Annotated in this window: 18 protein-coding genes; 9 read left to right on the forward strand and 9 right to left on the reverse strand. The window is 61.2% G+C overall.

What is annotated here, in order from left to right; translation table 11 throughout:
* Nucleotides 1-17 precede the first annotated feature (17 nt).
* A complete protein-coding gene (acs, locus tag I6L47_RS18680; RefSeq protein WP_158111979.1) occupies nucleotides 18-1,964 on the reverse strand; it encodes an acetate--CoA ligase in 1,947 nt (648 codons plus the stop codon).
* 169 nt (nucleotides 1,965-2,133) lie between these two features.
* Here acs and I6L47_RS18685 point away from each other — a divergent pair, with 169 nt between their 5' ends.
* Nucleotides 2,134-2,412, forward strand: a complete 279-nt coding sequence (locus I6L47_RS18685; RefSeq protein WP_139740026.1) for a hypothetical protein — start codon at nucleotides 2,134-2,136, stop codon at nucleotides 2,410-2,412.
* Nucleotides 2,413-2,442: 30 nt separating this feature from the next.
* Here I6L47_RS18685 and I6L47_RS18690 read toward each other — a convergent pair whose 3' ends face one another.
* The 5 genes from I6L47_RS18690 to torC form a co-directional block, all read right to left on the reverse strand.
* Nucleotides 2,443-4,854 (reverse strand): EAL domain-containing protein, encoded by a 2,412-nt coding sequence (locus tag I6L47_RS18690; protein WP_254204874.1) that lies wholly within the window; start codon nucleotides 4,852-4,854, stop codon nucleotides 2,443-2,445.
* A 189-nt stretch (nucleotides 4,855-5,043) separates the two neighbouring features.
* Complete coding sequence (locus I6L47_RS18695; RefSeq protein WP_216948081.1) at nucleotides 5,044-5,412, reverse strand: hypothetical protein; 369 nt, start codon at nucleotides 5,410-5,412, stop codon at nucleotides 5,044-5,046.
* Between the two features lie 7 nt (nucleotides 5,413-5,419).
* On the reverse strand, nucleotides 5,420-6,088 hold the full coding sequence (torD, locus tag I6L47_RS18700) for a molecular chaperone TorD (protein WP_021230390.1): 669 nt from the start codon (nucleotides 6,086-6,088) through the stop codon (nucleotides 5,420-5,422).
* A gap of 99 nt (nucleotides 6,089-6,187) precedes the next feature.
* A complete protein-coding gene (gene torA, locus I6L47_RS18705) occupies nucleotides 6,188-8,680 on the reverse strand; it encodes a trimethylamine-N-oxide reductase TorA (protein ID WP_216948082.1) in 2,493 nt (830 codons plus the stop codon).
* Between the two features lie 27 nt (nucleotides 8,681-8,707).
* Nucleotides 8,708-9,874 carry a pentaheme c-type cytochrome TorC gene (gene torC / locus I6L47_RS18710; protein WP_080771394.1) on the reverse strand — a complete coding sequence of 389 codons (1,167 nt, stop codon included), beginning with the start codon at nucleotides 9,872-9,874 and terminating at the stop codon, nucleotides 8,708-8,710.
* A 145-nt stretch (nucleotides 9,875-10,019) separates the two neighbouring features.
* Between torC and torR the strand changes: the two genes are divergently transcribed.
* Nucleotides 10,020-10,733, forward strand: a complete 714-nt coding sequence (gene torR, locus I6L47_RS18715; protein WP_042080622.1) for a two-component system response regulator TorR — start codon at nucleotides 10,020-10,022, stop codon at nucleotides 10,731-10,733.
* Between the two features lie 36 nt (nucleotides 10,734-10,769).
* Here the strand turns inward: torR and I6L47_RS18720 are convergent, their stop codons facing one another.
* Together I6L47_RS18720 and torT are read right to left on the reverse strand one after the other, a co-directional pair.
* The gene (locus tag I6L47_RS18720; RefSeq protein WP_216948083.1) at nucleotides 10,770-11,174 is read right to left on the reverse strand and encodes a GFA family protein; all 405 of its coding nucleotides are present in this window, start codon (nucleotides 11,172-11,174) and stop codon (nucleotides 10,770-10,772) included.
* A 37-nt stretch (nucleotides 11,175-11,211) separates the two neighbouring features.
* Nucleotides 11,212-12,258 carry a TMAO reductase system periplasmic protein TorT gene (gene torT, locus I6L47_RS18725; protein ID WP_216948084.1) on the reverse strand — a complete coding sequence of 349 codons (1,047 nt, stop codon included), beginning with the start codon at nucleotides 12,256-12,258 and terminating at the stop codon, nucleotides 11,212-11,214.
* A gap of 70 nt (nucleotides 12,259-12,328) precedes the next feature.
* Here torT and torS point away from each other — a divergent pair, with 70 nt between their 5' ends.
* Entirely contained in the window at nucleotides 12,329-15,154 is a 2,826-nt protein-coding gene (gene torS / locus I6L47_RS18730; protein WP_216948085.1) for a TMAO reductase system sensor histidine kinase/response regulator TorS, read from the forward strand.
* A 50-nt stretch (nucleotides 15,155-15,204) separates the two neighbouring features.
* On the opposite strand, the gene I6L47_RS18735 is transcribed toward torS, so the two are convergent.
* Nucleotides 15,205-15,489, reverse strand: coding sequence for a hypothetical protein (locus tag I6L47_RS18735; protein WP_139409659.1), 285 nt, complete (start codon nucleotides 15,487-15,489; stop codon nucleotides 15,205-15,207).
* A 324-nt stretch (nucleotides 15,490-15,813) separates the two neighbouring features.
* Here I6L47_RS18735 and glyA point away from each other — a divergent pair, with 324 nt between their 5' ends.
* The 6 genes from glyA (at nucleotide 15,814) to ribE (ending at nucleotide 21,617) form a co-directional block, all read left to right on the forward strand.
* A complete protein-coding gene (glyA, locus tag I6L47_RS18740) occupies nucleotides 15,814-17,067 on the forward strand; it encodes a serine hydroxymethyltransferase (protein WP_216948086.1) in 1,254 nt (417 codons plus the stop codon).
* Between the two features lie 150 nt (nucleotides 17,068-17,217).
* Complete coding sequence (nrdR, locus tag I6L47_RS18745) at nucleotides 17,218-17,667, forward strand: transcriptional regulator NrdR (protein WP_005338880.1); 450 nt, start codon at nucleotides 17,218-17,220, stop codon at nucleotides 17,665-17,667.
* Nucleotides 17,668-17,866: 199 nt separating this feature from the next.
* Nucleotides 17,867-18,976, forward strand: a complete 1,110-nt coding sequence (gene ribD / locus I6L47_RS18750) for a bifunctional diaminohydroxyphosphoribosylaminopyrimidine deaminase/5-amino-6-(5-phosphoribosylamino)uracil reductase RibD (RefSeq protein ID WP_216948087.1) — start codon at nucleotides 17,867-17,869, stop codon at nucleotides 18,974-18,976.
* Nucleotides 18,977-19,031: 55 nt separating this feature from the next.
* Entirely contained in the window at nucleotides 19,032-19,685 is a 654-nt protein-coding gene (locus I6L47_RS18755) for a riboflavin synthase (RefSeq protein WP_216948088.1), read from the forward strand.
* 149 nt (nucleotides 19,686-19,834) lie between these two features.
* Nucleotides 19,835-20,944 carry a bifunctional 3,4-dihydroxy-2-butanone-4-phosphate synthase/GTP cyclohydrolase II gene (gene ribBA / locus I6L47_RS18760; RefSeq protein WP_005358461.1) on the forward strand — a complete coding sequence of 370 codons (1,110 nt, stop codon included), beginning with the start codon at nucleotides 19,835-19,837 and terminating at the stop codon, nucleotides 20,942-20,944.
* Nucleotides 20,945-21,146: 202 nt separating this feature from the next.
* Entirely contained in the window at nucleotides 21,147-21,617 is a 471-nt protein-coding gene (ribE, locus tag I6L47_RS18765) for a 6,7-dimethyl-8-ribityllumazine synthase (RefSeq protein ID WP_216948089.1), read from the forward strand.
* The last annotated feature ends 10 nt before the right edge of the window (nucleotides 21,618-21,627 follow it).

Genomic DNA, 21,627 nt, shown 5'->3' on the forward strand with positions numbered 1-21,627 from the left:
CAACAAACGAAGCGGGATCAGGCTGCTTCCGACTTCTCGCGGATGAGTTTGTCTACTACCCCCGGATCCGCCAGGGTGGAGATATCCCCCAGGCTGTCGGTCTCGCCGGTGGCGATCTTGCGCAAGATGCGGCGCATGATCTTGCCGGAACGGGTCTTCGGCAGCCCCTCCGCCCAGTGGATCACGTCCGGCGTGGCGATGGCACCAATCTCCTTGCGGACCCACTCCTTCACTTCTTTGTGCAGCTCGCGGCTCGGCTCTTCCCCGGCGATCAGGGTGACATAGGCATATATGCCCTGACCCTTGATCTCGTGAGGAACCCCCACCACCGCGGCTTCAGCGATCTTGGGATGGGCCACCAGCGCCGATTCAATTTCGGCGGTACCCATGCGGTGGCCGGAGACGTTCAGTACATCATCCACCCGGCCGGTAATCCAGTAGTAGCCGTCCTCGTCGCGACGGGCACCGTCGCCGGTGAAGTAGCGGCCCGGGAAGGTGGAGAAGTAGGTCTGCTCGAACCGCTCGTGATCGCCGAACACGGTGCGCATCTGGCCCGGCCAGGAGTCGGTGATCACCAGGTTGCCCTCGGTAGCCCCCTCCAGCGGTTCGCCCATGTTGTCGACCAGCGCCGGTTGTACCCCGAAGAAGGGACGAGTCGCCGAGCCCGGTTTCAGGTCGGTGACGCCGGGCAGCGGCGTAATCAGGATGCCGCCGGTTTCGGTTTGCCACCAAGTATCGACAATGGGGCAGCGCTCGTCACCAATGGTGCGGTAGTACCACTCCCAGGCTTCAGGGTTGATGGGTTCACCCACCGAGCCCATGATGCGCAGGCTCTGGCGCGAGGTGCCGGTGACCGCTTCGTTACCCTTGGCCATCAGGGCGCGGATGGCGGTAGGGGCGGTATAGAGGATGGTGACCTGGTGCTTGTCCACCACCTGACTCATGCGGTTGGTGGCCGGGTAGTTGGGCACCCCTTCGAACATGATGGTGGTGGCGCCGTTGGCAAGCGGCCCGTAGACCAGATAGGAGTGACCGGTAACCCAGCCCACATCGGCGGTACACCAGTAGATATCCTCTTCGTGGTAGTCGAACACATATTTGAAGGTGAGGGTGGCATACACCAGATAGCCGCCAGTGGTGTGCAGCACCCCCTTGGGTTTGCCGGTGGAGCCGGAGGTATAGAGGATAAAGAGCGGGTCTTCGGCGTTCATCGCCTCGGGCGGGCAGTCGCTGCTGACGGCGGCGGTCGCTTCATGCCACCAGATGTCGCGGTGGTTGTGCCAGGCGACATTGCCGTCGGTGCGCTTGAGGACGATCACCTTGCTGACCTGGGTATCCGGGTTGGTGAGCGCTTCATCCACATTCTTCTTGAGCGGCACCGGACGGCCGCCACGCAGCCCTTCATCGGCGGTGATCACGATGCGCGAGCCGGAGTCGATGATGCGACCAGCCAGCGCTTCCGGCGAGAAGCCGCCGAAGACGATGCTGTGTACCGCGCCGATGCGGGTACAGGCCAGCATGGCGATGGCGGCTTCGGGTACCATGGGCATATAGAGGCAGACCACGTCGCCGCGGTGAACCCCTTGTGCTTTCAGTACGTTGGCAAACTTGCACACTTCGATGTGCAATTCGCGGTAGGTGAGTTTGCGATCTTCGGCGGGGTTGTCCCCCTCCCAGATGATGGCGACCTTGTCGCCCCGTTCGGCGAGATGGCGATCGAGACAGTTGGCAGAGACGTTGAGCTGGCCATCTTCAAACCATTTGATGGAGACATGGCCCGGATCGTAGGAGGTGTTCTTGACCTTGGTATAGGGTTTCATCCAGTCGAGAATTTTTCCCTGCTCTCCCCAGAAGGTATCGGGATCCTCGACGGAGGCCTGATACATGGCGGCGTAGTCGCCCTTGTCTAGCAGTGCATTGCTGCTGATATGGGGTTTGACCGGGTAGACCTTGCTCTCGCTCATCACTCACTCCTTTGAATACATACTTTTAATAATTAAGTAACAACTTATACCTTTGGCTGATGGGGGCAATTAGACTTTTGGATAGACAGCAACATTTGGTTACAGGGTTATGGGTGACACTCACGCAGTGAGTCGGTAAAAAGGAGGACTTCGATGGATGGAGGTAGTTATGTTCTCTCTATTGCTCTGTGCATCCCTGTGGCAGTTTGATACGACTGTTCTTGCAGACAAACCTCCCAAAGAGTTTGCGATTACACACCAGGAACCTTCACAGACTGTGCGGGAGCGGGTTGCTGATCAGCTTGGTCATGCATGGCAGGACAAAAAGTCGGGAACCAAGTTTTCCCTCAGTGAACCAAGATCCCGTTACTCTGGCGACTCACCGCTCACTCGCATGGCCAATGACCGGGATAATGGTGGTGTTCCTACCCTGACGTTTGGAAAATAGTTTGATTGACCGTTTGTTTCCTTGGTATCGCTAATGTTGAACGTTTTGGCAATCCAAGCGTTCGTGCATCTGTTCTACATGCAGTGGTTTGCTGAACAGATAGCCCTGTCCTTCGCCGCAGTTGAGTGACTGCAAAAAGGCGTGTTGTGCCTTGGTTTCAATCCCTTCGGCGGTGACCTCCATATCCAGACTGTCGGCCAGATTGATGATGGTGCGGCAGAGCTCCCGACTGTTCTTGTCTTCCGGTAATGCCTGCACAAACGCCCGGTCGATCTTGATGCGATCGATCGGCAGGGTCTTGAGCAGACTCAATGACGAGAAGCCGGTACCAAAGTCATCGATGGCAATCTGCACGCCGAGATTTTTCAGGCGGGTAAAGAGATCCAGACTCTGTTCGACCCGCTGGATGATGCTCTCCGTCACCTCGATCTCGAGCCGTTCTGGCGGAAACCCTGTCTCGGCCAGGATGGCGGCGACCCGTTCAACATAGCCCGGGGAGCGCATCTCCCGCACCGACACATTGACCGACAAGCGGGGCACCGGCAGGCCGGCGGCCAGCCAGTTTTGTCCCTGCTCGCAGGCGTTGCGCATCACCCATTCCCCAATTTTCTCGATCAGGCCGCACTCCTCCGCCACCGGAATAAAACGGGTCGGCGCTATCATTCCCTCATTCGGATGCTGCCAGCGCAGCAGGGCCTCCAGTCCACTCAGGTGGCCGTTGGCCAGATTGGTCATGGGTTGATAGAAGATGCAGAGCTGTTCGAGCTCCAGGGCCTTGAGCAGACCCTGCTCAATCTGCATCCGCTCGCGGGCTCGAGCCGCCATGCAGGGGGTATAGAACTGGAATCCGTTGCGCCCCTGACTTTTCGCCTCGTACATGGCGCTGTCGGCGGCGCTGACCAGGGTTTCCGGGCTGTCTGCATGATCCGGATAGATGGCGATACCGATACTTGCCGAGATCGCCACCAGCTCATGGGCCAGCTCAACCGGTTCACGCAACACGGTCAGCAGGGTATTGGCCAGGGTTGCCAGCTCGTCAGGCTCCTCCAGATAGGGGATCAGCACCAGAAACTCGTCTCCCCCGAGGCGGGTCGCCAGATCGTTGTGCTGCAGGCAGCTGCGGATCCTCTCTGCCAGCCGCTTGAGCAGCTCATCGCCAACCCCGTGGCCCAGGCTGTCGTTGATCAGCTTGAAGCCATCCAGATCGATAAAGAGCAGCCCCAACCGTTTGCGATTGAGCTGCGCGGTTTTCAGCTCAAGGGCCAGCCGCTCCTGCAACAGATGACGATTGCCCAGCTCGGTCAGGGGATCGTGATAGGCAAGGTGATTCAGTTCGGCCTCCACCTTGCGAATGGCGCTGATGTCGGAGAGGGCGATCACATAGTGAGTAGTGTTGTTGAAGTTGTCATAGACAGCGCTGATCTGCTGCCAGGAGGAGAAGTAGCTGCCATCCTTGCGCAGACAAACCATCTCGCCATGCCAGGCGTTGTTACCGGGGCGCAGGTGATACCAGGGATAGTCGAGGTCGGTGTAGCGCCTGGGATGCATGATGATATCCGGGGTACGGCCTATCACCTCCTCGGCATTGTATTGGGTCAGCATGGTGAAGGCCGGGTTGACCGACAGAATATGGTGCTCGCTGTCGAGGATGATGATCCCCTCGGCCGTGGTATCGAATACCACGTTGGCCTGATGGAGTCGTTCCTCCTGACGGCGGCGGGCGGTGGCATTGTGAATGACTCCCATGACCCGGTGGCCGACCGACTCGGTGGCGGGGACATGGTCGGCATGAATATCGACCCAGTGGCGCTCGTTGAGAGCGGTGAGGTAGCTCAGGGTGAGATGGATGGGGTCATGACTTTGCAGGGCGGCCTTGAGCTGGCTGCCGGATTCCGGTTCAAAACAGTCGACGAACGCTTGCAGCCCACCGTGGAACTGGTTGGCCTCGATGCCCAGCAGCGGCTCAATCTGGCCGTCGAACAGCAGTCTGTCCTCCGCCACGTGCCACTCCCACACCCCGATTTGGGCCGCTCGCATTGCCAGCTGCAGCCGTTGTTCGGTTTCGTACTGCTCGGTGATGTCCCGCACGATGGCGAGGATGCCGTTCAGCTCCCCTTTCTCATCCCGCATCGGGCTGTAGGTGGCCTGAAAGCGGCGTGAGCTGCTGTCGTACGCCGCGGTTTGGCCCGTGATGGCGATATCCACGTAGGGCATGCCGCTGCGCATGATCTGCTGAAACATGGGCTCCAGAGTCGGTGCCAGCTTGGGAACCACCTCTCTGAGGTGCTTGCCCTGATGCTCCTCGATGCTTTTGCCATTGATGTCGGCCAGCACCTGATTGACTTTACGGTAGCGAAATTCGCAGTCAAAGACGCCGATGCCCAGAGGGGCATTATCCATCAGCTGTTCCAGGACGGTGTGATCTGACAGCTGGGTCAACATTGCCTCGGTGTCGGCGTTGAAAAGCTTCCCATCCATGATGACCTCGGCATTGATTGTTTTATCACTTGCATCAGCTGTCAGTATGGCACGAACTGTTTGGCCGGGAGTCAAGCGGAGTTATCTGGTTGTTTTGACGGCAAGAATAGGCAGAAAAACCTGATAAAAAGGATGGAGAAAGGGGGCGAGTGGTTATCCCTTCTGGCGACCAAACGCCTGAATACCGCGTACAAATACCAGCCAGCCGAGCAGATGGAACGGGAGGGCAAGCAGATAGAGCAGCAGGAAGTGCGACTCGCTGCCGCTGCTGTTGATGAAGTCGATCCAGGCGGCCAGCAGCGCCAGCATGCCGGCAATCTGGAAGCGGCGGCGCAACACCACCTCGACGCCGAGATTGGCAAGGTAGAGGGTGAGCAGGATGCCGGCAAAGCCGGTGAGCTGGGCGGTGCCGTAGAGCTCGCGATCCGGGTTGAACAGCAGCGAGATCAGGGGAGTAATGCCCTGATCCAGCGGGATCAGGGCCAGCAGCCAGCATGCAATCAGAAGCAGGGCTGTCTTCATCGCGGCCTCAGTCGGCAGACGGTGCCGGTTTGACCAGAGAGAGGTAGTTGGCATCCATCTTGAGGAAGACCCCCAGCAGACGGGCACTGGCGCCGTAGAAGCCAAACCGGTCGGCGGCGCGACAGGCGCTTTCGAACTTGTCAAACCAGCCCAGCAGATGGCCGTGCAGCAGCGCTTCCTGCTCGTCGAGCCAGCGTTCCCGCTCGGCTGCGCTCTTGGCTTCCGCCGCGCGGATGATGAGATTGCCCATCAGATCCAGCTCGATGGCCAGATGGTCGGCAGGCTCTTTGTATTTATCGCTGACATTGATGCCGAGGCGATCGAGGCGGGCCTGCATCTCGGCCATCGGGGCCTGCATCAGCAGCTTGGCCTCACCACGATAGAGCGATTCGTAGGGCAGGGCGCCCTGTTTGGGATCCACCAGAAACAGGCCGGCGAAGTCGGCGGCTAGTTCCAGCTGGCGATCCGGGCGCACCAGCAGGCGGGCGATGGCCTCGTTGAGCTCGGCCACGGCTTCGCGCATCGGATCCAGGGTGGAGAGGCTTTTCAGGAAGCTTCGCACATCATAGGTGTCATATTCGGCGATCTGCTCATCACTGAGTTCGGCGGCGAACAGGGTGGAGAACCACCAGTAGAGTTCGGCCCGGCGTTCGCTGGTAGCCATAAATTCCTGCATTTTTCCTCCGTGGATGGCAATCGGGAGCCTTGATGGCTCCCGATTCTAACGACTTTAAAAATAAAGGAAACTCAAGGGGGCGCTTTCGTCCCCCAGGGGTCAGAGTGCCGGGAACATGGGGTCGATGCCCTTGGCCGATTCCGGCGCGCCGAAGGCAGTGACTGCCGGTGCCTGTCCGCGGAACTTCTCGATCTCCACCAGCGCGGTATGGGCCGTGGTGGCCTGCGCCAGGCTGGAGGAGCCGATGTCGGCGGTCAGCACGTTGGGATCGCCGTAGGTACAGAGAGTCCCTACCTTGCCGCCCTCTTGCGGGCCATACCAGGCCCCTTCCTGAATGCGCACCACCCCGGGAGCGTAGTCATCGCTCACCACCAGCCCGGCCAATACCTGACCGCGACCGTTGAACACCCGCACCAGATCGCCGTCCTTGAGGCCGCGGGATTTGGCATCCTGCGGATTCATGTAGACAGGCTCGCGACCCTGCACCGTGTAGGTGGCGCGGTAGTTGTCGGAGGAGCAGAGCTGGCTGTGCAGCCGCTTGTCCGGGTGGCAGGATTGCAGGTGCAGCGGGTACTGTTTGCTGCCCGGCCCGCCGTGGGAACGCTCGTAGGGTTCAATCCAGACTGGATGGCCCGGACAGTCCCCATAGCCGTAGTCGGCGATGGTCTTGGAGTAGATCTCGATAAGGCCGGACGGGGTACCGAGCGGTTCCAGATCCGGCTCCTGACGGAACGACTCGTGGCGCACCCAGGGCTGGCCCGCCGGGAAGGTGACGAAGCCCTCGCCGTGCCAGAACTGGCTGAAACGGGGCAGACGGATGCCGATGCCGCGACCCTGCAGGCGGGCGTCGTCATAGATGCTCTGGATCCACTCCAGCTTGCTCTTGCCGCCGGTGAACTCGGCCTCACGACCGAAGCGACGGCAAAGATCGGCGAAGATGTCGTAGTCATCCCGCGCCTCGAACAGCGGCTCTACCACCTTGTACATGGCCAGAATGCCCGCGTTGGAGTGGGAGCCCCACTGCTCGATGTCATCCCGCTCATAAGTTGTGGTGGCGGGCAGCACGATATCGGCAAAACGGCAGCTGGCGGTCCACTGGTGATCGATGCTGACCACGGTTTCCAGCTTGCGCCAGGCCGAGACCATCTTGTTGCGATCCTGCTGGTGGTGGAACGGGTTGTTGCCGCAGAACACCGCCATCTTCATATGGGGGTAGGTGATGGTCTGGCCGTTGAAGGCGATCTGCTTGCCCGGATTGAGGATGCAGTCGACGAAACGGGCCACCGGAATGTATTTGGAGTAGCCCTTCCAGTCGCCGTCATGGAGCGGCTTGACCCCGGGGATGACCGAGCTGAAACCGGACATGATGGGGCCGCTGGAGGTGATGGTGCCCGCCCCGTTGTAGTGCCAGCCAAAGCCGTAACCGCCCCCCGGCAGGCCGATCTGGCCAATCATCGAGGCCAGTACCACCAGCATCCAGGCGTACTGCTCGCCGTGGTGCATGCGCTGTACACACCAGCCGCCGATAAGCTGGGTGCGGCCGCTGCTCATGGCGCGGGCCAGCTCGCGGATGGTCTCGGCTGGTACGCCACAGATGGCGGCGGCCCACTCGGCATCCTTCACCTGACCATCGCTGGTGCCCAGCAGGTAGGGCAGGAACTTGTCAAAGCCGGTGGTGTAGTTCTTCAGAAACGCCTCGTCGTGGCGCTTCTCGCTGTAGAGGGTGTGGGCGATGCCCAGCATCAGCGGTACGTCGGTTTGCGGATTCAGGGTCACCTGATCGCAATTGAGGTACTTCTGGGTCTTGGATTTGACCGGATCGACACTGATCACCCGGATCTCGCCCTTGGCCACCTTCTCTTTGAGCTGCGCCCAGTAGTCGTAGACGCTGTGATCCGGCACCAGCCAGCCCACCTGCAGGTTCTTGATGGGATCGGAGCCCCAGATGACGATAGTCTTGCTGTGTTCCAGCACCAGCGGCCAGGAGGTTTGCTGCTCATACACCTCCATAGCGCCCGCCACGTGGGGCAGGATCACCTGGGCGGCACCGGTGGAGTAGTCACCGGCCTTGGCCAGATAGGTGCCGTGCAGGTTCATGGCGCGTCCCAGCATGGCGCCAGCGGAGTGCAACTTGCCCACCGACTGCCAGCCGGAGTGACCGGCATAGAGGGCGCTCGGGCCATAGGTCTTCTGTACCCGCTCCAGCTCGTGATAGAAAAAATCGAGCGCCTGGGACCAGGTGACCCGCACGAAGCGGTTTTGGCCGCGTTCGCTGGTGTCGGACTGGTGGCCCTTGCGCAGCCAGTCCAGCCGCACCATGGGGTAGCGGATGCGGGAGGGGTTGTAGACCACCTCACTCAAGGCCTTGAGCATGTCGGTGGGGTGCTTGTCGTGCTCGAACGGCAGGGTCTCGACCCAGCGGCCATCGACCACCCGGGCACGGAAGGCGCCCCAGTGGGAGCCGGACTGCACCAGCTTGTCGCCAGACTCGGCGGCCATCACGGCGCGACCGAGCAGGGAGGGGCCGATCAGGGCAGAGGCACCGCTGGCCAGCAAGCCACCCAGAAAACCACGACGGGAAATATTGATCATCTTGTTATTCCTCTTTCGAATCCGGACTTAGTGGCTGCCCTGACCACCGGTATCGGCGGCATGGTTTTGCAGGTATTTGAGCAGGGTGCGCTCCTCTTCCTTGCTCAGGCGATAGTAGGCAGACATCGCCTTGAGTCCCGAAATCCAGCCGTTGGCAGTGAAGTGGGCGGGATCCGGCGCGCCGTGACAGGAGTTGCAGGTGGATTTGTACATCTCGCCGGCGTAATCCCAGATCGGCTTGAGCGAGGACTCAAAGCCCTTGCCATCGACCCAGGCCTGAACCTGAACCTGTTCCCACTTGATATGGGTGGCGCTGTCGGTCTCCTGCTTGAGCACTTTCTCGCTCGCTTTCAGTTCGTCACGGATGGTGGCGACGAAGACCCGCTTGCCCATGTATTCGCTCAGCACCCGGCCCTTGCCATCGCTCTCGCGCCACCCTTCGATGGTCACCTTGAGGCGATCGCCGCTGCGGTCTACGACGTCGATGCGGGAGGCGGGCAGCAGTTTGCCGACCGGGTCGCTGCTCTGTTCGCTGGCATAGAGATCTTTTTCACCCAGGTTGTAGAGGGTCTCGGCGGCTGGCGCCTCTTGCGCGTCGTTAACCAGGGTGGCGTAAGTGGCCCGGAAGCCGCCCGCCATGTTGGGCAGTTCGTGGGCGATGCCTTTGTGGCACTCGATGCAGTTCATGTTCTTCGCCGCCGCATCTTTCATCGCCAGCGCGGCCGCCGGGGACTGTTTGGCGTGATCCATGTTGTCGTAGCTGTGGCAGGACTTGCAGGTCTTGGAGTTCTGGCTGCTCATCCGTGCCCACACCTTCTCGGCCAGATGCAGGCGCCGGTCCTCGAACTTCTCCTGGGTGTCGATGCTGTGGCCTATGTACTCCTGATAGAGGTCGTTGGCCGCCTCCATCTTGCGGGCCACCTTGCCGACGAAATCTTTCGGCTGATGACAGTCGGTACAGACCGCCTGTACCCCTGAGGCATTCTTGAAGTGGATGGACTCCTTGTACTCCGGATAGACGGTGTCTTTCATGGAGTGGCAGGAGATACAGAATTCGAGGCTGCTGGTTTTCTCAAAGCCATAGTGCAGGCCGACGGTGCCCGCTAGGGTGACGCCGACGCCCACCAGAAGCAGCGCCAGTACCGACCAGCGACGGCTGGGGGTGCGCAGGAAGTGCCACAGTTTTTTCATCATGCTCTCTCACATCACTTTTTTGATGGGAGCCATGATAGGGAGGCGTTGTGAACAGGGCTGCCGCCACAAATTAATGAAATAGGGGTATTTATGACAAAATGTGAATAGAATAATCCTCCCTTGTCGACCATCGTGAACCCTGCCCATGAGCTACCACATTCTGGTTGTTGAAGATGATGCGGTTACCCGCGAGAAGCTGACCGGCTATTTCGAGCGGGAGGGCTATCGGGTGACGGCGGTCGAAAATGGCCAGGAGATGCGCGCCGTGCTGGCGGAACAGACGGTCGATCTGGTGATGCTGGATATCAACCTGCCGGGGGAAGATGGTCTGCTGCTGACCCGTGAACTGCGGGCGCGCAGCACGGTAGGGATCATTCTGGTCACCGGCCGCAGCGATGCGGTGGACCGGATTGTCGGCCTCGAGATGGGGGCCGACGACTATGTCACCAAGCCGTTCGAGCTACGGGAGTTGCTGGTGCGGGTCAAGAATCTGCTGTGGCGGATCTCGCTGGCAGCCGCCGCGCCGAGCGAGCCTGCGGTGGCTGACGATGCGGTGCGCTTTGGCCCCTGGCGTTTTGATATTCCCCGCCGCCAGCTCAGCAAGGACGGAGTGCCGGTGCGTCTGACCAAGGCCGAATATGAAGTGCTGGTGGCCTTTGTCGCCCATGCCGGGCGGGTGCTCAGTCGGGAGCGGATCCTGACCCTCATCAGCCATCGCGGCGATGGCCCGAGCGATCGCACTATAGACGTGTTGATCCGGCGGCTGCGCGGCAAGATGGAAGCGGATCCGCGGGATCCCCAGCTGTTTGTCACCGTCCATGGTGAAGGCTATCTGTTTGCCGGCGAGATAGCTTCCTGACCCCGTTGCGGCGGACTTGAGCTGTTTGACCGGGTATCAGACCGGCGGGCGGGTATCAAATTGCGGGCAGTCGTCGCCAATCTGGTGCCAGGGCGCCTTGGAGCCGACAAAGATGTGAAACGCGGGCCGCTGGCTCGGCACGTCGTCCAGTACCCCGAGGCGCAGGTTGATCTTGCCGCTGCTGCTCTTCTGGCTGAACAGGCTGGAGCCGCAGTGACGACAGAAGGCGAGGGTGGTCTCTGCCGATTTCCGGTAGCGGCCGATGGCCTCTTCCCCCTTCACTATGGTGACCTTGCTGCCATCCAGTCCGCCGACCGAGGCGTAATCTCCCCCTGAAAACTTGCGGCATTCGCTGCAGTGGCAGTTCCCCATATAGTCGAACTGATCCGGCAGGGCCAGGGCGACGGCGCCGCACAGGCAGCTGGCATGTAACTCTTTCATCTCTTCTCCTTGAGTGTGCTAATCGGATTTGGAACGGCTATTCGACCCGATAGACGGGGCGAAAAGCGCCATCCGAGAGGGAATCTGCGGGGTCGGCCAGCGGTGCAGAGAGCGTCAGAATGGGGGGCCCCATCACCCGAGGGCACTGCTCGGCATTGGCATCAGGGTGTTGCAGCAGACAGACCGCCTGAGCGACCGCAAGGCGCCCCTGCAGCCGCATCTGATCGCTGTTGGCGGCCAGGATCTTGCCCCGGCGCAGGCCCCGCTGTACCCCGTGGCTGAAGTAGGTGCTCAGCACCTGAGGCCTGTCGAGATGGCGCTGTGACAGTTCGTTGACGGCGACTTCGGCGGCGATGGCGCCCCCCACCAGATAGTCGAGGTCGGGATAGCGGGCCAGCGTCTGCTGCACCAGGGTGCGCTGGATTTCCCGGCTGTTGTCGCCGCGCTCGGTGGTGACCAGCTTGATGGCGCTCCCCTTGATGGCGTCGGCAAAGCCCGGCTCGACGAAGTTGTTGCCGCCGCTTGCCTGCGGGCCGGGGAAGAGGGCGACCGAGACCGGCTTGCTGCCGGTGGGGTGACGCTGCGCCAGCCAGTGGCCAATCTGCCAGCCTATCTGGTACCAGGAGACCCCCACCTTCGCCTGCACCAGACCGTTGGGCAGATCGTTGACCAGGCCAAAGAGCGGCAGCGGCGTGGCCTTGATGGCCTCGCGCAGGCCCTGATAGCTCACCGCGCCGAGCAAGATGGCATCGCTCCCTTCCTGCACGCAGCGCTGCAACTGCTGGCGCTGCTCGGCGAGGGCGCCATAGCCCCCCGCTTCGTGGATCTGCAACTTGACTCCCAGCCGCTTCGCTTCGTCCACCATGCCCTGATTGACCGAGAGCCAGTAGGCGTCGCGCAGATGGGGGTAGAGGGCACAGAGGGTCAGCGGTTTGGTTGCGGCGGCGGGTTCCTGCCACTGCTGGCGCAGTGGCTGGCCGCTGAATTCGCCGCCGGGCCAGATATCGACCGCAAAGGCGAGGGCGGCTCGGGGAAGCATTAGCAACCAGATCAGCAACAACGGGGAGAGATAGACGCTTCGCATGGCCAGGGGTTTTGTTAAAGTGTTGGGCCATATTATCCGGTCAAAGCCGACCACAACCAAGGGACTTCCCGTGAGAATCTTTTCCGGCCTGGGTGGCAAGTTGCTGCTGGCCTTCTCCCTGATGGCGTTATTGACCCTGAGTGCCTCCCTGCTGGGCTGGGTGGGGCTTAGCCATCTGCGCCAGCTGGAGCAAGGGGTGCAGCAGACCCTGGCCGATCAGGAGCTGGCCCGCACACTCTCTCGCCTCAGCGGTGAGATCCAGAGCGCGTCACGGCTGCTGGCCACCGCAACCAGCGAGCAGGAGCGGGAGCATCAGGGGCGCTTGCTCACTCTGCAGGGGCAACAGCTACAACAGGTACTGGCGCAACTTGGCCGTGGGCAGGGTTCAACAAGCCTCGATCAGCTCAGTCAGAGCATCATCGGCAATCTGGGCCAGCAGGGCTGGCTGGTGGGAGAAAGATTGACCCTGATGGCGCAGGGGGAGGCGCAGCGGGCCCGTCTGGTGGCGGCGGCTGGGCAGATCGCCGAGCTGGCGCGTAGTCAGATGGAGAACGCCGAAACCGTGATGGTGGCGGGGCTGGGTTCCCTCTACCAACAACAAGGTGAGCAGGCGACCCGGACGCTGGACCGCCTGCTGGAGCAAGATCTCGACTGGCTGGAGCAGATGACCGAGCTGCGTCATCGCACCCTGATGCAGCAGCAGCGCATCGAAGAGATGTGGCGCTGCGAACAGCAGGGGCAATTGCAGGCCCTGTTGCAGGAGGGACAGCGGGAGCTGGCTATCTTGCAATTGCGAGCCGGGGCTGTGACCGATCCTGCCCGCCGGCAGGCGGTGGAGCAGGCGCTGACTGTGCTGGCGCAGAGCGACAAGCTGGTGCAACTGCGCAGCGACTGGCTCGGCAAGGGGGAGGCGCTGCGGGTGCTGGCCAATGCCAATGAGGCCCTGATGAGCAGCCTCAACCAGCAGGTCGGTGAGCTGGTCAGCCGTGCCCGCGATTCGCTGGGGCAGAGCCAGCAGGCGCTAAGTCAGCGCCTCAGGCTGCTGGAGCAGGCGCTGATGGCCATTGGCCTGCTCACCCTGCTACTGCTGATGCTGCTGATGTGGCGCATGGTCTACGGCAGGATCGTCTGGCCGCTGCAACGGGCGGTGGCGGGGATGAGCCGGTTGGCGCGCGGGGATCTGGCCCCCCTTGAGCCGATCGCCAGTACCGGGCGCGATGAGCTGGCGGAGCTGGGGCGGGCCCTGCAGGTGTTTCGTGACAATGCGGTGGAGCTGGGCCGCTATCAGCGCGAGCTGGAGTCGCGGGTCGAGGAGCGCACCGGCCAGCTCAGCCACGCCAACGAGCGGCTCAATGAGGAGGTGGAGAAGCAGCGGCAGGCCCGCGCCGAGGCAGAACAGGCCAACCGGGCCAAGTCGGTGTTTCTCGCCACCATGAGCCACGAGATCCGCACCCCCATGAACGGCATTCTGGGTGGCCTGACGCTGCTGGAAGATACCCACCTGAGCGATACCCAGCAGCGCTATCTGGCCGCCATCGAGCACAGCGGCGAATCCCTGCTGGAGATCCTCAACGACATTCTCGACTACTCCAAGATAGAGGCGGGCCATGTGGAAGCGCGCCGCGAGCCCTTCCCCCTGTTCCAGTTGGTGGATGAGCTGAGCGCGCTGTTCCGGCCAAAGGCTGCGGCCAAGGGGGTCACCCTGGCGCTGGAATATGCGCCCGGGCTGGCGCCTGTGGTCGAGGGGGATCTGGGCAAGCTGCGCCAGGTGCTCGGCAACTTGCTCGGCAATGCGGTCAAGTTTACCGCCCGTGGCCAGATTACCCTGACGGTGGCGCCCCTTGTCTGCCAAGGCCCTTGTGCTGAGCCCTGCATCCGCTTTGTGGTGCGCGATACCGGCCCCGGCATTCCGGCCGATGAGCAGGAGGCGGTGTTCGAGGCGTTTCGCCAGCGCAAGCGTGATATAGGCCATCAGGGCGGCACCGGGCTGGGACTGGCGATCAGCCGCAAGCTGGTGACTGCCATGGGGGGCGAGCTGAACCTTGTCAGCGAACCGGGCAAGGGGTGTGAATTCAGCTTCAGCCTGCCCTTGCAACGCTCGAGTGCCCAGCTGCCTGCCGAGGCGCAACCGCTGCACCTTGGCCAGTCCCGTGACATCTTGCTGGTGGAGGATAACGAGATCAACCGGCTGGTGGCGCACGGCATGCTGACCCGCCTCGGCCATCGCGTCACCCAGGCCGAGGATGGTCGCAGTGCGCTGGCGCTGGTGACCGAGCGTCCCTTCGAGCTGGCGCTGCTCGATATCAATCTGCCCGATATGGACGGCATGACCCTGCGCGAGGATCTGGCAGCCATCAGCGAGGAGATGCATGAGCGGCCGCTGCCCGCCATCGCCATCTCGGCCCAGATGTATCCGGAGGATATCCGCCACTGCCTTGCCGCCGGCTTTGTCGATTTTGTCGGCAAGCCGGTGCGGCTGGCGGTGCTGGCGAACGCCATCGATCAGCTGTTTCGGCAAGAAGGGGCCTCTATCGAGCCTCATGTGCAGTTATCAGTAGCCGTGCCCCCAACTAACCAGCCTGAGTGGGCCAATCCGGTGCTGGACGCCGATCTGCCCCTGCTCGGCATGGCGCGGATCCGCCAGCTGGTCGCGCTGTTTGAGTCGCAAGGGCGGGTGTTGGTAGATGAGTTGGCTCAGGATGAGGGAAGTGAGCAACGTCAGCTGGCGCACAAGCTAAAGGGGAGTGCGCTGGCGCTGGGGTTGACCGAATTTGCCAGCCACTGTGCGGCTCTTGAGGCGGGAGGCGAGGAGCCTGCGACAATCGGGGCGCAATTTGACGCGGCGGTGAGCGGGTTGCAGCAGTGGCTGACAGCCAACAGGGATGCGCCGTTCTGATCCCTGCTGGCGATGCACAACGTTTAGGGAGGGGGCCAGTTCCTGCGCCGTTATTCGATCTCGCGAAACAGCACCTGCTTGCACTTGGCACAGACCCATTCCCGGCGAAAATCGGTCAGGTGCACCATGCCCACCTCCAGCAACTCGTGGTGGCCGCAGTGATAACAGAAGATGATGTCGCCATCGACTGATTCAGGGTGGGCCGCCAGATAGTCGGCTTTGGTGGGGAGCTGCTCCCACGAGGTGGTGGAAACATGTTTGCGTTGGCTGGTGTAGTAGACCCAGTAGAACAGAAAAAAGACAGCCAGGATCACGAATGTCAGCAGATGGTCCATCTTGAACTCCTCCGGTTAGGCGCAGCCCCTCGGATGCATGGCTGCAATCAGCTCCATCATCATTAAATTTGTTTCGAATGAATATGTTACAGGAAGGATAAAGAGGGCGTTGTGATCCCCTTCGGGTTTTGCCCGCCCGCAGCGGGATGAAAAATGTGTCGTTTGGCGGAGCGGCCAGGGTATTGAACGGGGAGGGAATCTTGCTTTTTACAACATAAATTCAACATTTTTTTAGGTGGTTGGACTGTCTCTTTGATCCAGCTCACGTTACAATGCCCGCGCCCACTTCACCTAACGCGCAAACGATTTTCAGGAGAGAAACGGATGTTGAAACGTGACATGACCATCGCCAATTATGATCCGCAATTGTGGCAGGCCATCACAGACGAAACCCGTCGTCAGGAAGAGCATATCGAGCTGATTGCGTCTGAGAACTACACCAGCCCCCGTGTCATGGAAGCCCAGGGCTCCCAGCTGACCAACAAGTACGCCGAAGGTTACCCCTCCAAGCGTTACTACGGTGGTTGCGAGTATGTGGATGTGGTCGAAACCCTGGCTATCGAGCGCGCCAAAGAGCTGTTCGGTGCCACTTACGCCAACGTGCAGCCGCACTCCGGCTCCCAGGCCAACAGCGCCGTTTACATGGCTCTGCTGCAGCCGGGCGACACCGTACTGGGCATGAACCTGGCCCACGGCGGTCACCTGACCCACGGCTCTCCGGTCAACTTCTCCGGCAAGCTTTACAACATCGTGCCTTACGGTATCGATGAGTCCGGCAAGATCGATTACGACGACATGGAACGTCAGGCTGTCGAGCACAAGCCGAAGATGATGATCGGTGGCTTCTCCGCCTACTCCGGCATCGTTGACTGGGCCCGCATGCGCGAAATCGCCGACAAGGTCGGTGCCTACCTGTTCGTCGACATGGCCCACGTGGCGGGTCTGATTGCCGCTGGCGTCTACCCGAACCCGGTTCCCCACGCTCACGTGGTCACCTCTACCACTCACAAGACCCTGGCCGGTCCGCGCGGTGGTCTGATCCTCTCCGCCGCTGACGACGAGGAGCTCTACAAGAAGCTCAACTCTGCCGTCTTCCCGGGTGGTCAGGGTGGCCCGCTGATGCACGTCATCGCCGGTAAAGCCGTTGCCTTCAAAGAGGCGCTGGAGCCGGAGTTCAAGACCTATCAGGCTCAGGTCGTCAATAACGCCAAGGCGATGGCCGCCACCTTTATCGAGCGCGGTTACAAGATCGTCTCTGGCGGTACCGATAACCACCTGATGCTGGTTGATCTGATCGGTCGCGAGCTGACCGGTAAGGATGCTGACGCTGCGCTGGGCAAAGCCAACATCACCGTCAACAAGAACTCCGTGCCCAACGACCCGCGCTCCCCGTTCGTCACCTCCGGTGTGCGGATCGGTACCCCGGCCATCACCCGCCGCGGTTTCAAGGAAGCCGAGTCCATCGAGCTGACCCACTGGATCTGCGACGTACTGGACAACCACGACAACGATGCCGTGCTGGCCACCGTGCGCGAGAAGGTGCTGGATATCTGCCGCCGCTTCCCGGTTTATGGCTGATAAGTCAGACCATCCGGTTTGAGACCAATGCCACCTGCGGGTGGCATTGTTTTTTCTGGCTTTTACCGGTTTTGGATGGCCGTGCTACACTGGCCGACCTAGATCCTGGCCCGCCGGGCCGGTCCCTGTTCCATTAACGCCGGAGGTCCGATGCATTGCCCATTCTGTAGTGCGGTTGATACCAAGGTGATCGATTCCCGTCTGGTGGCAGAAGGCCATCAGGTGCGCCGCCGTCGTGAGTGTCTGCTCTGTCACGAGCGTTTTACCACCTTCGAGATGGCCGAGCTGGTGATGCCCCGCGTCATCAAGTCCAACGGCTCCCGCGAGCCGTTCAATGAAGACAAGCTGCGTGCCGGCATCCTGCGGGCGCTGGAGAAGCGGCCGGTGAGCATGGAGGCCATCGAAAAAGCGGTCAACCATATCAAATCCCGCCTGCGTGCCACAGGCGAGCGTGAGGTCGCCTCCGAGCTGGTGGGCAATCTGGTGATGGATGAGCTCAAGAGTCTGGACAAGGTGGCCTATATCCGCTTTGCCTCCGTCTATCGCAGCTTCGAAGATATTCGCGAGTTCGGCGAAGAGATCGCCAAATTGGAGAAATGATGGTATCGGATGGGCAAGTGGATATCCGCTTCGCCCCTCTCTACCTCAGGACACGAAGATATTCGCGAGTTCGGCGAAGAGATTGCCAAGCTGGAGAAGTAAACCGCCATTCTCACCCATGTTGCCGCGTCCGATTACGCTGCGCTAATCGAACCTACGATACTGCGTAAAGTCGAGATGTGTTGTCAAAGGAGCCCGAATGTTTAGTCAAGATGATTACCAATGGATGAGTCGGGCCCTCGAACTGGCCCGCCGCGGCCGCTACACCACGGCCCCCAACCCCTGCGTCGGCGCCGTGCTGGTCAAAAATGGCGTGGTGGTTGGCGAAGGGTGGCATCAGAAGGCGGGCGAACCCCATGCCGAGGTCTATGCCCTGCGCGCCGCCGGTGACAACGCCCGTGGCGCTACCGCCTATGTAACCCTCGAACCCTGCTCCCATCACGGTCGTACTCCCCCCTGCGCCGAGGCGCTGATCAATGCTGGCGTAGCGCGGGTGGTGGCGGCCATGGTCGATCCCAATCCCCAGGTGGGTGGGCGTGGCCTGCGCATGCTCTCCGAAGCGGGGATCAAGACCGATTTCGGCCTGTTGGCGAGTGAAGCCGAAGCGCTCAACCCGGGCTTTTTCAAGCGGATGCGTACCGCCTTCCCGCGGGTGACCGTCAAGCTGGGGGCCAGCCTCGATGGCCGCACCGCCATGGCGAGCGGCGAGAGCCAGTGGATCACCTCCCCGGATGCGCGCCGTGACGTGCAGCGGCTGCGGGCCCGCCACGATGCGGTGCTCTCCAGCGCCGAAACCGTGCTGGCCGATGGCGCTTCCCTGACCGTGCGCTGGGACGAGCTGCCATCCTCGGTCAAGGCGAGTTATCCCAAAGAGACCCTGCGCCAGCCGCTGCGGGTCATTGTCGATTCGCAAAACCGGCTCACCCCGGATCTGCCGCTATTCCAGAGCGAGAGCCCGGTGCTGCTGGCCCGTCACAAGGCGTCCGGCGAGTGGCCCGAGTGGGTGCAGCAGCTGGAGCTGCCGCTGCTGGATGGCAAGCTGGATCTGGTCAGCCTCTTCATGTTGCTGGCCAAACAGAACGTCAACTCGGTGCTGGTCGAGGCGGGCCCGCGGCTCTGCGGCGCTCTGCTGGAAAAAGGGCTGGTGGATGAGCTGGTGCTCTATCAGGCGCCCAAACTGATGGGTGACGAAGGGCGCGGCCTGTTCCATCTGCCGGGTCTGACCCGGCTGTTCCAGGCGCCCAAGCTCGCCATCAAGGATGTGCGCATGGTGGGGCCGGATATTCGCATTACCGCCAAAATAGCCTGATTTATCAATGTTCAAGGGGGCATAATCAGTCCCCGTCATCAGCAAGGTGATCTGCATGTTTACCGGAATTATCGAAGCGGTGGGAACCCTGGCCGAGCTGCGCCGTCAGGGCGATGACATGGCCCTCACCGTCCACACACCAGGTCTGGATTTTAGCGACGTCAAACTGGGCGACTCCATCGCCACCAACGGCGTCTGCCTCACCGTGGTGGCGCTGGGCGACAAGAGTTATACCGCCGACGTGTCGCTGGAAACCCTCTCCCGTACCGGTTTTGCCGCCGCCAGAGTGGGCGATCGGGTCAACCTCGAGAAGGCGCTGATGCCCACCTCCCGCCTCGGCGGCCATCTGGTCTCCGGCCATGTGGATGGGGTAGGGGAGGTGAAAAGCGTCTCCAGCAGCGGCCGCGCCATCGAGTACTGGATCAAGGCGCCGGGCGAGCTCTCCCGCTATATCGCCGAGAAGGGCTCCATTGCGGTGGATGGCATCAGCCTCACCGTCAACGCGGTGCAGGGCGATCTGTTCCGCCTGACGATCGTGCCCCACACCGCGCAGGAGACCACTATTGCCAGCTGGAAGCCGGGTCACAAGGTCAACCTCGAGGTGGATCAGATCGCCCGTTATCTGGAGCGACTGATGATGGGCAAGTCCCAGGAGAGCAGCGCCTCGACCCTGACCATGGAGACGCTGGCCAAGGCCGGTTTTCTCTGACAGTGTGCGCTGAATCTGGCCACCAAAACGATTTTCTGTGATCCCGCTCTGATTGAAATGGAGCCGCTAGCCCCAATCTAGAGCAACATACACTCGCATTTGCGTTGAGCCTGCTGGCTCAACCCCCAAGCACACTGATGGAGTAGCCCATGGCGCTGAGCACAACCCAGGAAATCATTGCCGATATCAAGGCTGGCAAGATGGTGATCCTGATGGATGACGAAGACAGGGAGAACGAAGGGGACCTCATCATGGCCGCCTCCTGCGTCCGTCCGGAGGATATCAACTTCATGGCCCGCTACGGCCGTGGCCTCATCTGCCTGACCCTGACCCGGGATCGCTGCAAGCAATTGGCGCTGCCGCTGATGGTGGATCGCAACAATGCCCAGTTCTCCACCGCCTTTACCGTCTCCATCGAGGCGGCAGAAGGGGTGACCACAGGTATCTCCGCCGCCGATCGTGCGGTGACCGTGCAGGCCGCTGTGGCGCCCAATGCCAAGGCAGCCGATTTGGTGCAGCCGGGCCACATCTTCCCGCTGATGGCGCAGGATGGCGGCGTGCTGACCCGTGCCGGCCACACCGAAGCCGGTTGCGATCTGGCCCGTCTGGCCGGTTTCGAGCCTGCCGCCGTCATCGTCGAGATCCTCAACGAAGATGGCACCATGGCGCGCCGTCCGGATCTGGAGGTGTTCGCCGAGGAGCACGGCATCAAGCTTGGCACCATCGCCGACCTTATCGAGTACCGCAACCAGCACGAGACCACGGTCGAGAAGGTGGCCGAGTGCAAGTTGCCCACCGAGTTTGGCGAGTTCGACCTCATCACCTTCCGCGACACCATCGACAATCAGGTTCACTTCGCCCTGAAAAAGGGTGAGGTGCAGGCCGACCAGCCGACCCTGGTGCGCGTCCATCTGCACGATGTGCTAAGCGATCTGCTGTTGACCGACCGCCATGCTGCCCGCAGCTGGCCGCTGCCCAAATCCATGGCCCGCATCGCTGACGAGGGCGGCGTGCTGGTGATTTTGGGGGCGGAATCCCATGGCGCCGAGCTGCTGGCCCGGGTCAAGGGTTTTGAAGCCGCCGACAAGGGGCTAGCGCCGGAAGGAGCCAAGTGGCAGGGCACCTCGCGCCGGGTTGGCGTGGGCTCCCAGATCCTCAAGGCCCTTGGTGTAAGCAAGATGCGTCTGCTGAGCTCGCCGAAGAAGTACCATGCCCTCGGTGGCTTCGGTCTGGAAGTGGTTGAGTACGTCGGCGAGTAAAGTTCCACCAGAGAAGTACCATCCCCTTCGGGTGGTTTCGGCTTGGAAGTCGTGGAATTTACCGGCGAGTAAGCGCGCCGGACTGGTTAAATCGTGATCATGGCTGTCTATTGCGGCCATGGTTTTTGTCGTGGGTCTGTTGTGCTAGAATGTGCGCACTTTTGACTCCGGCCCTTTTGATTGCACAGATACAGGATTTCCAATGAAGGTTATCGAAGGAAATATCGCCGCTCCTGAGGCGCGCGTTGCTATTGTTGTTGCCCGTTTCAACAGCTTCATCAACGACAGTCTGGTGAACGGTGCGGTGGACGTACTGACGCGTCAAGGTCAAGTGCAGGACAGCAACCTGACACTGGTAAAAGTGCCGGGCGCGGTTGAAATGCCATTGGTCATCAAGAAGCTGGCCAAGAGTGGTCAATACGACGCCATCGTGGCGGTCGGTACTGTCATCCGTGGCGGCACCTATCACTTCGACCTGGTGGCAAACGAGAACAGCAAGGGCATGGCCCAGGTAATGATGGAATATGAAATTCCCGTTGCCTTCGGTGTGTTGACCACTGAAAACATTGAACAAGCCATCGAGCGTGCAGGTACCAAGGCGGGTAACAAGGGTGCAGAGGCTGCACTGGCAGCGCTCGAAATGATCAACGTCCTGAAAGAACTGGACGTGTAACGAGGAGAAG

Source organism: Aeromonas sp. FDAARGOS 1417 (assembly GCF_019046985.1).
In the GTDB taxonomy this organism is placed as follows: Bacteria; Pseudomonadota; Gammaproteobacteria; order Enterobacterales; family Aeromonadaceae; genus Aeromonas; species Aeromonas veronii.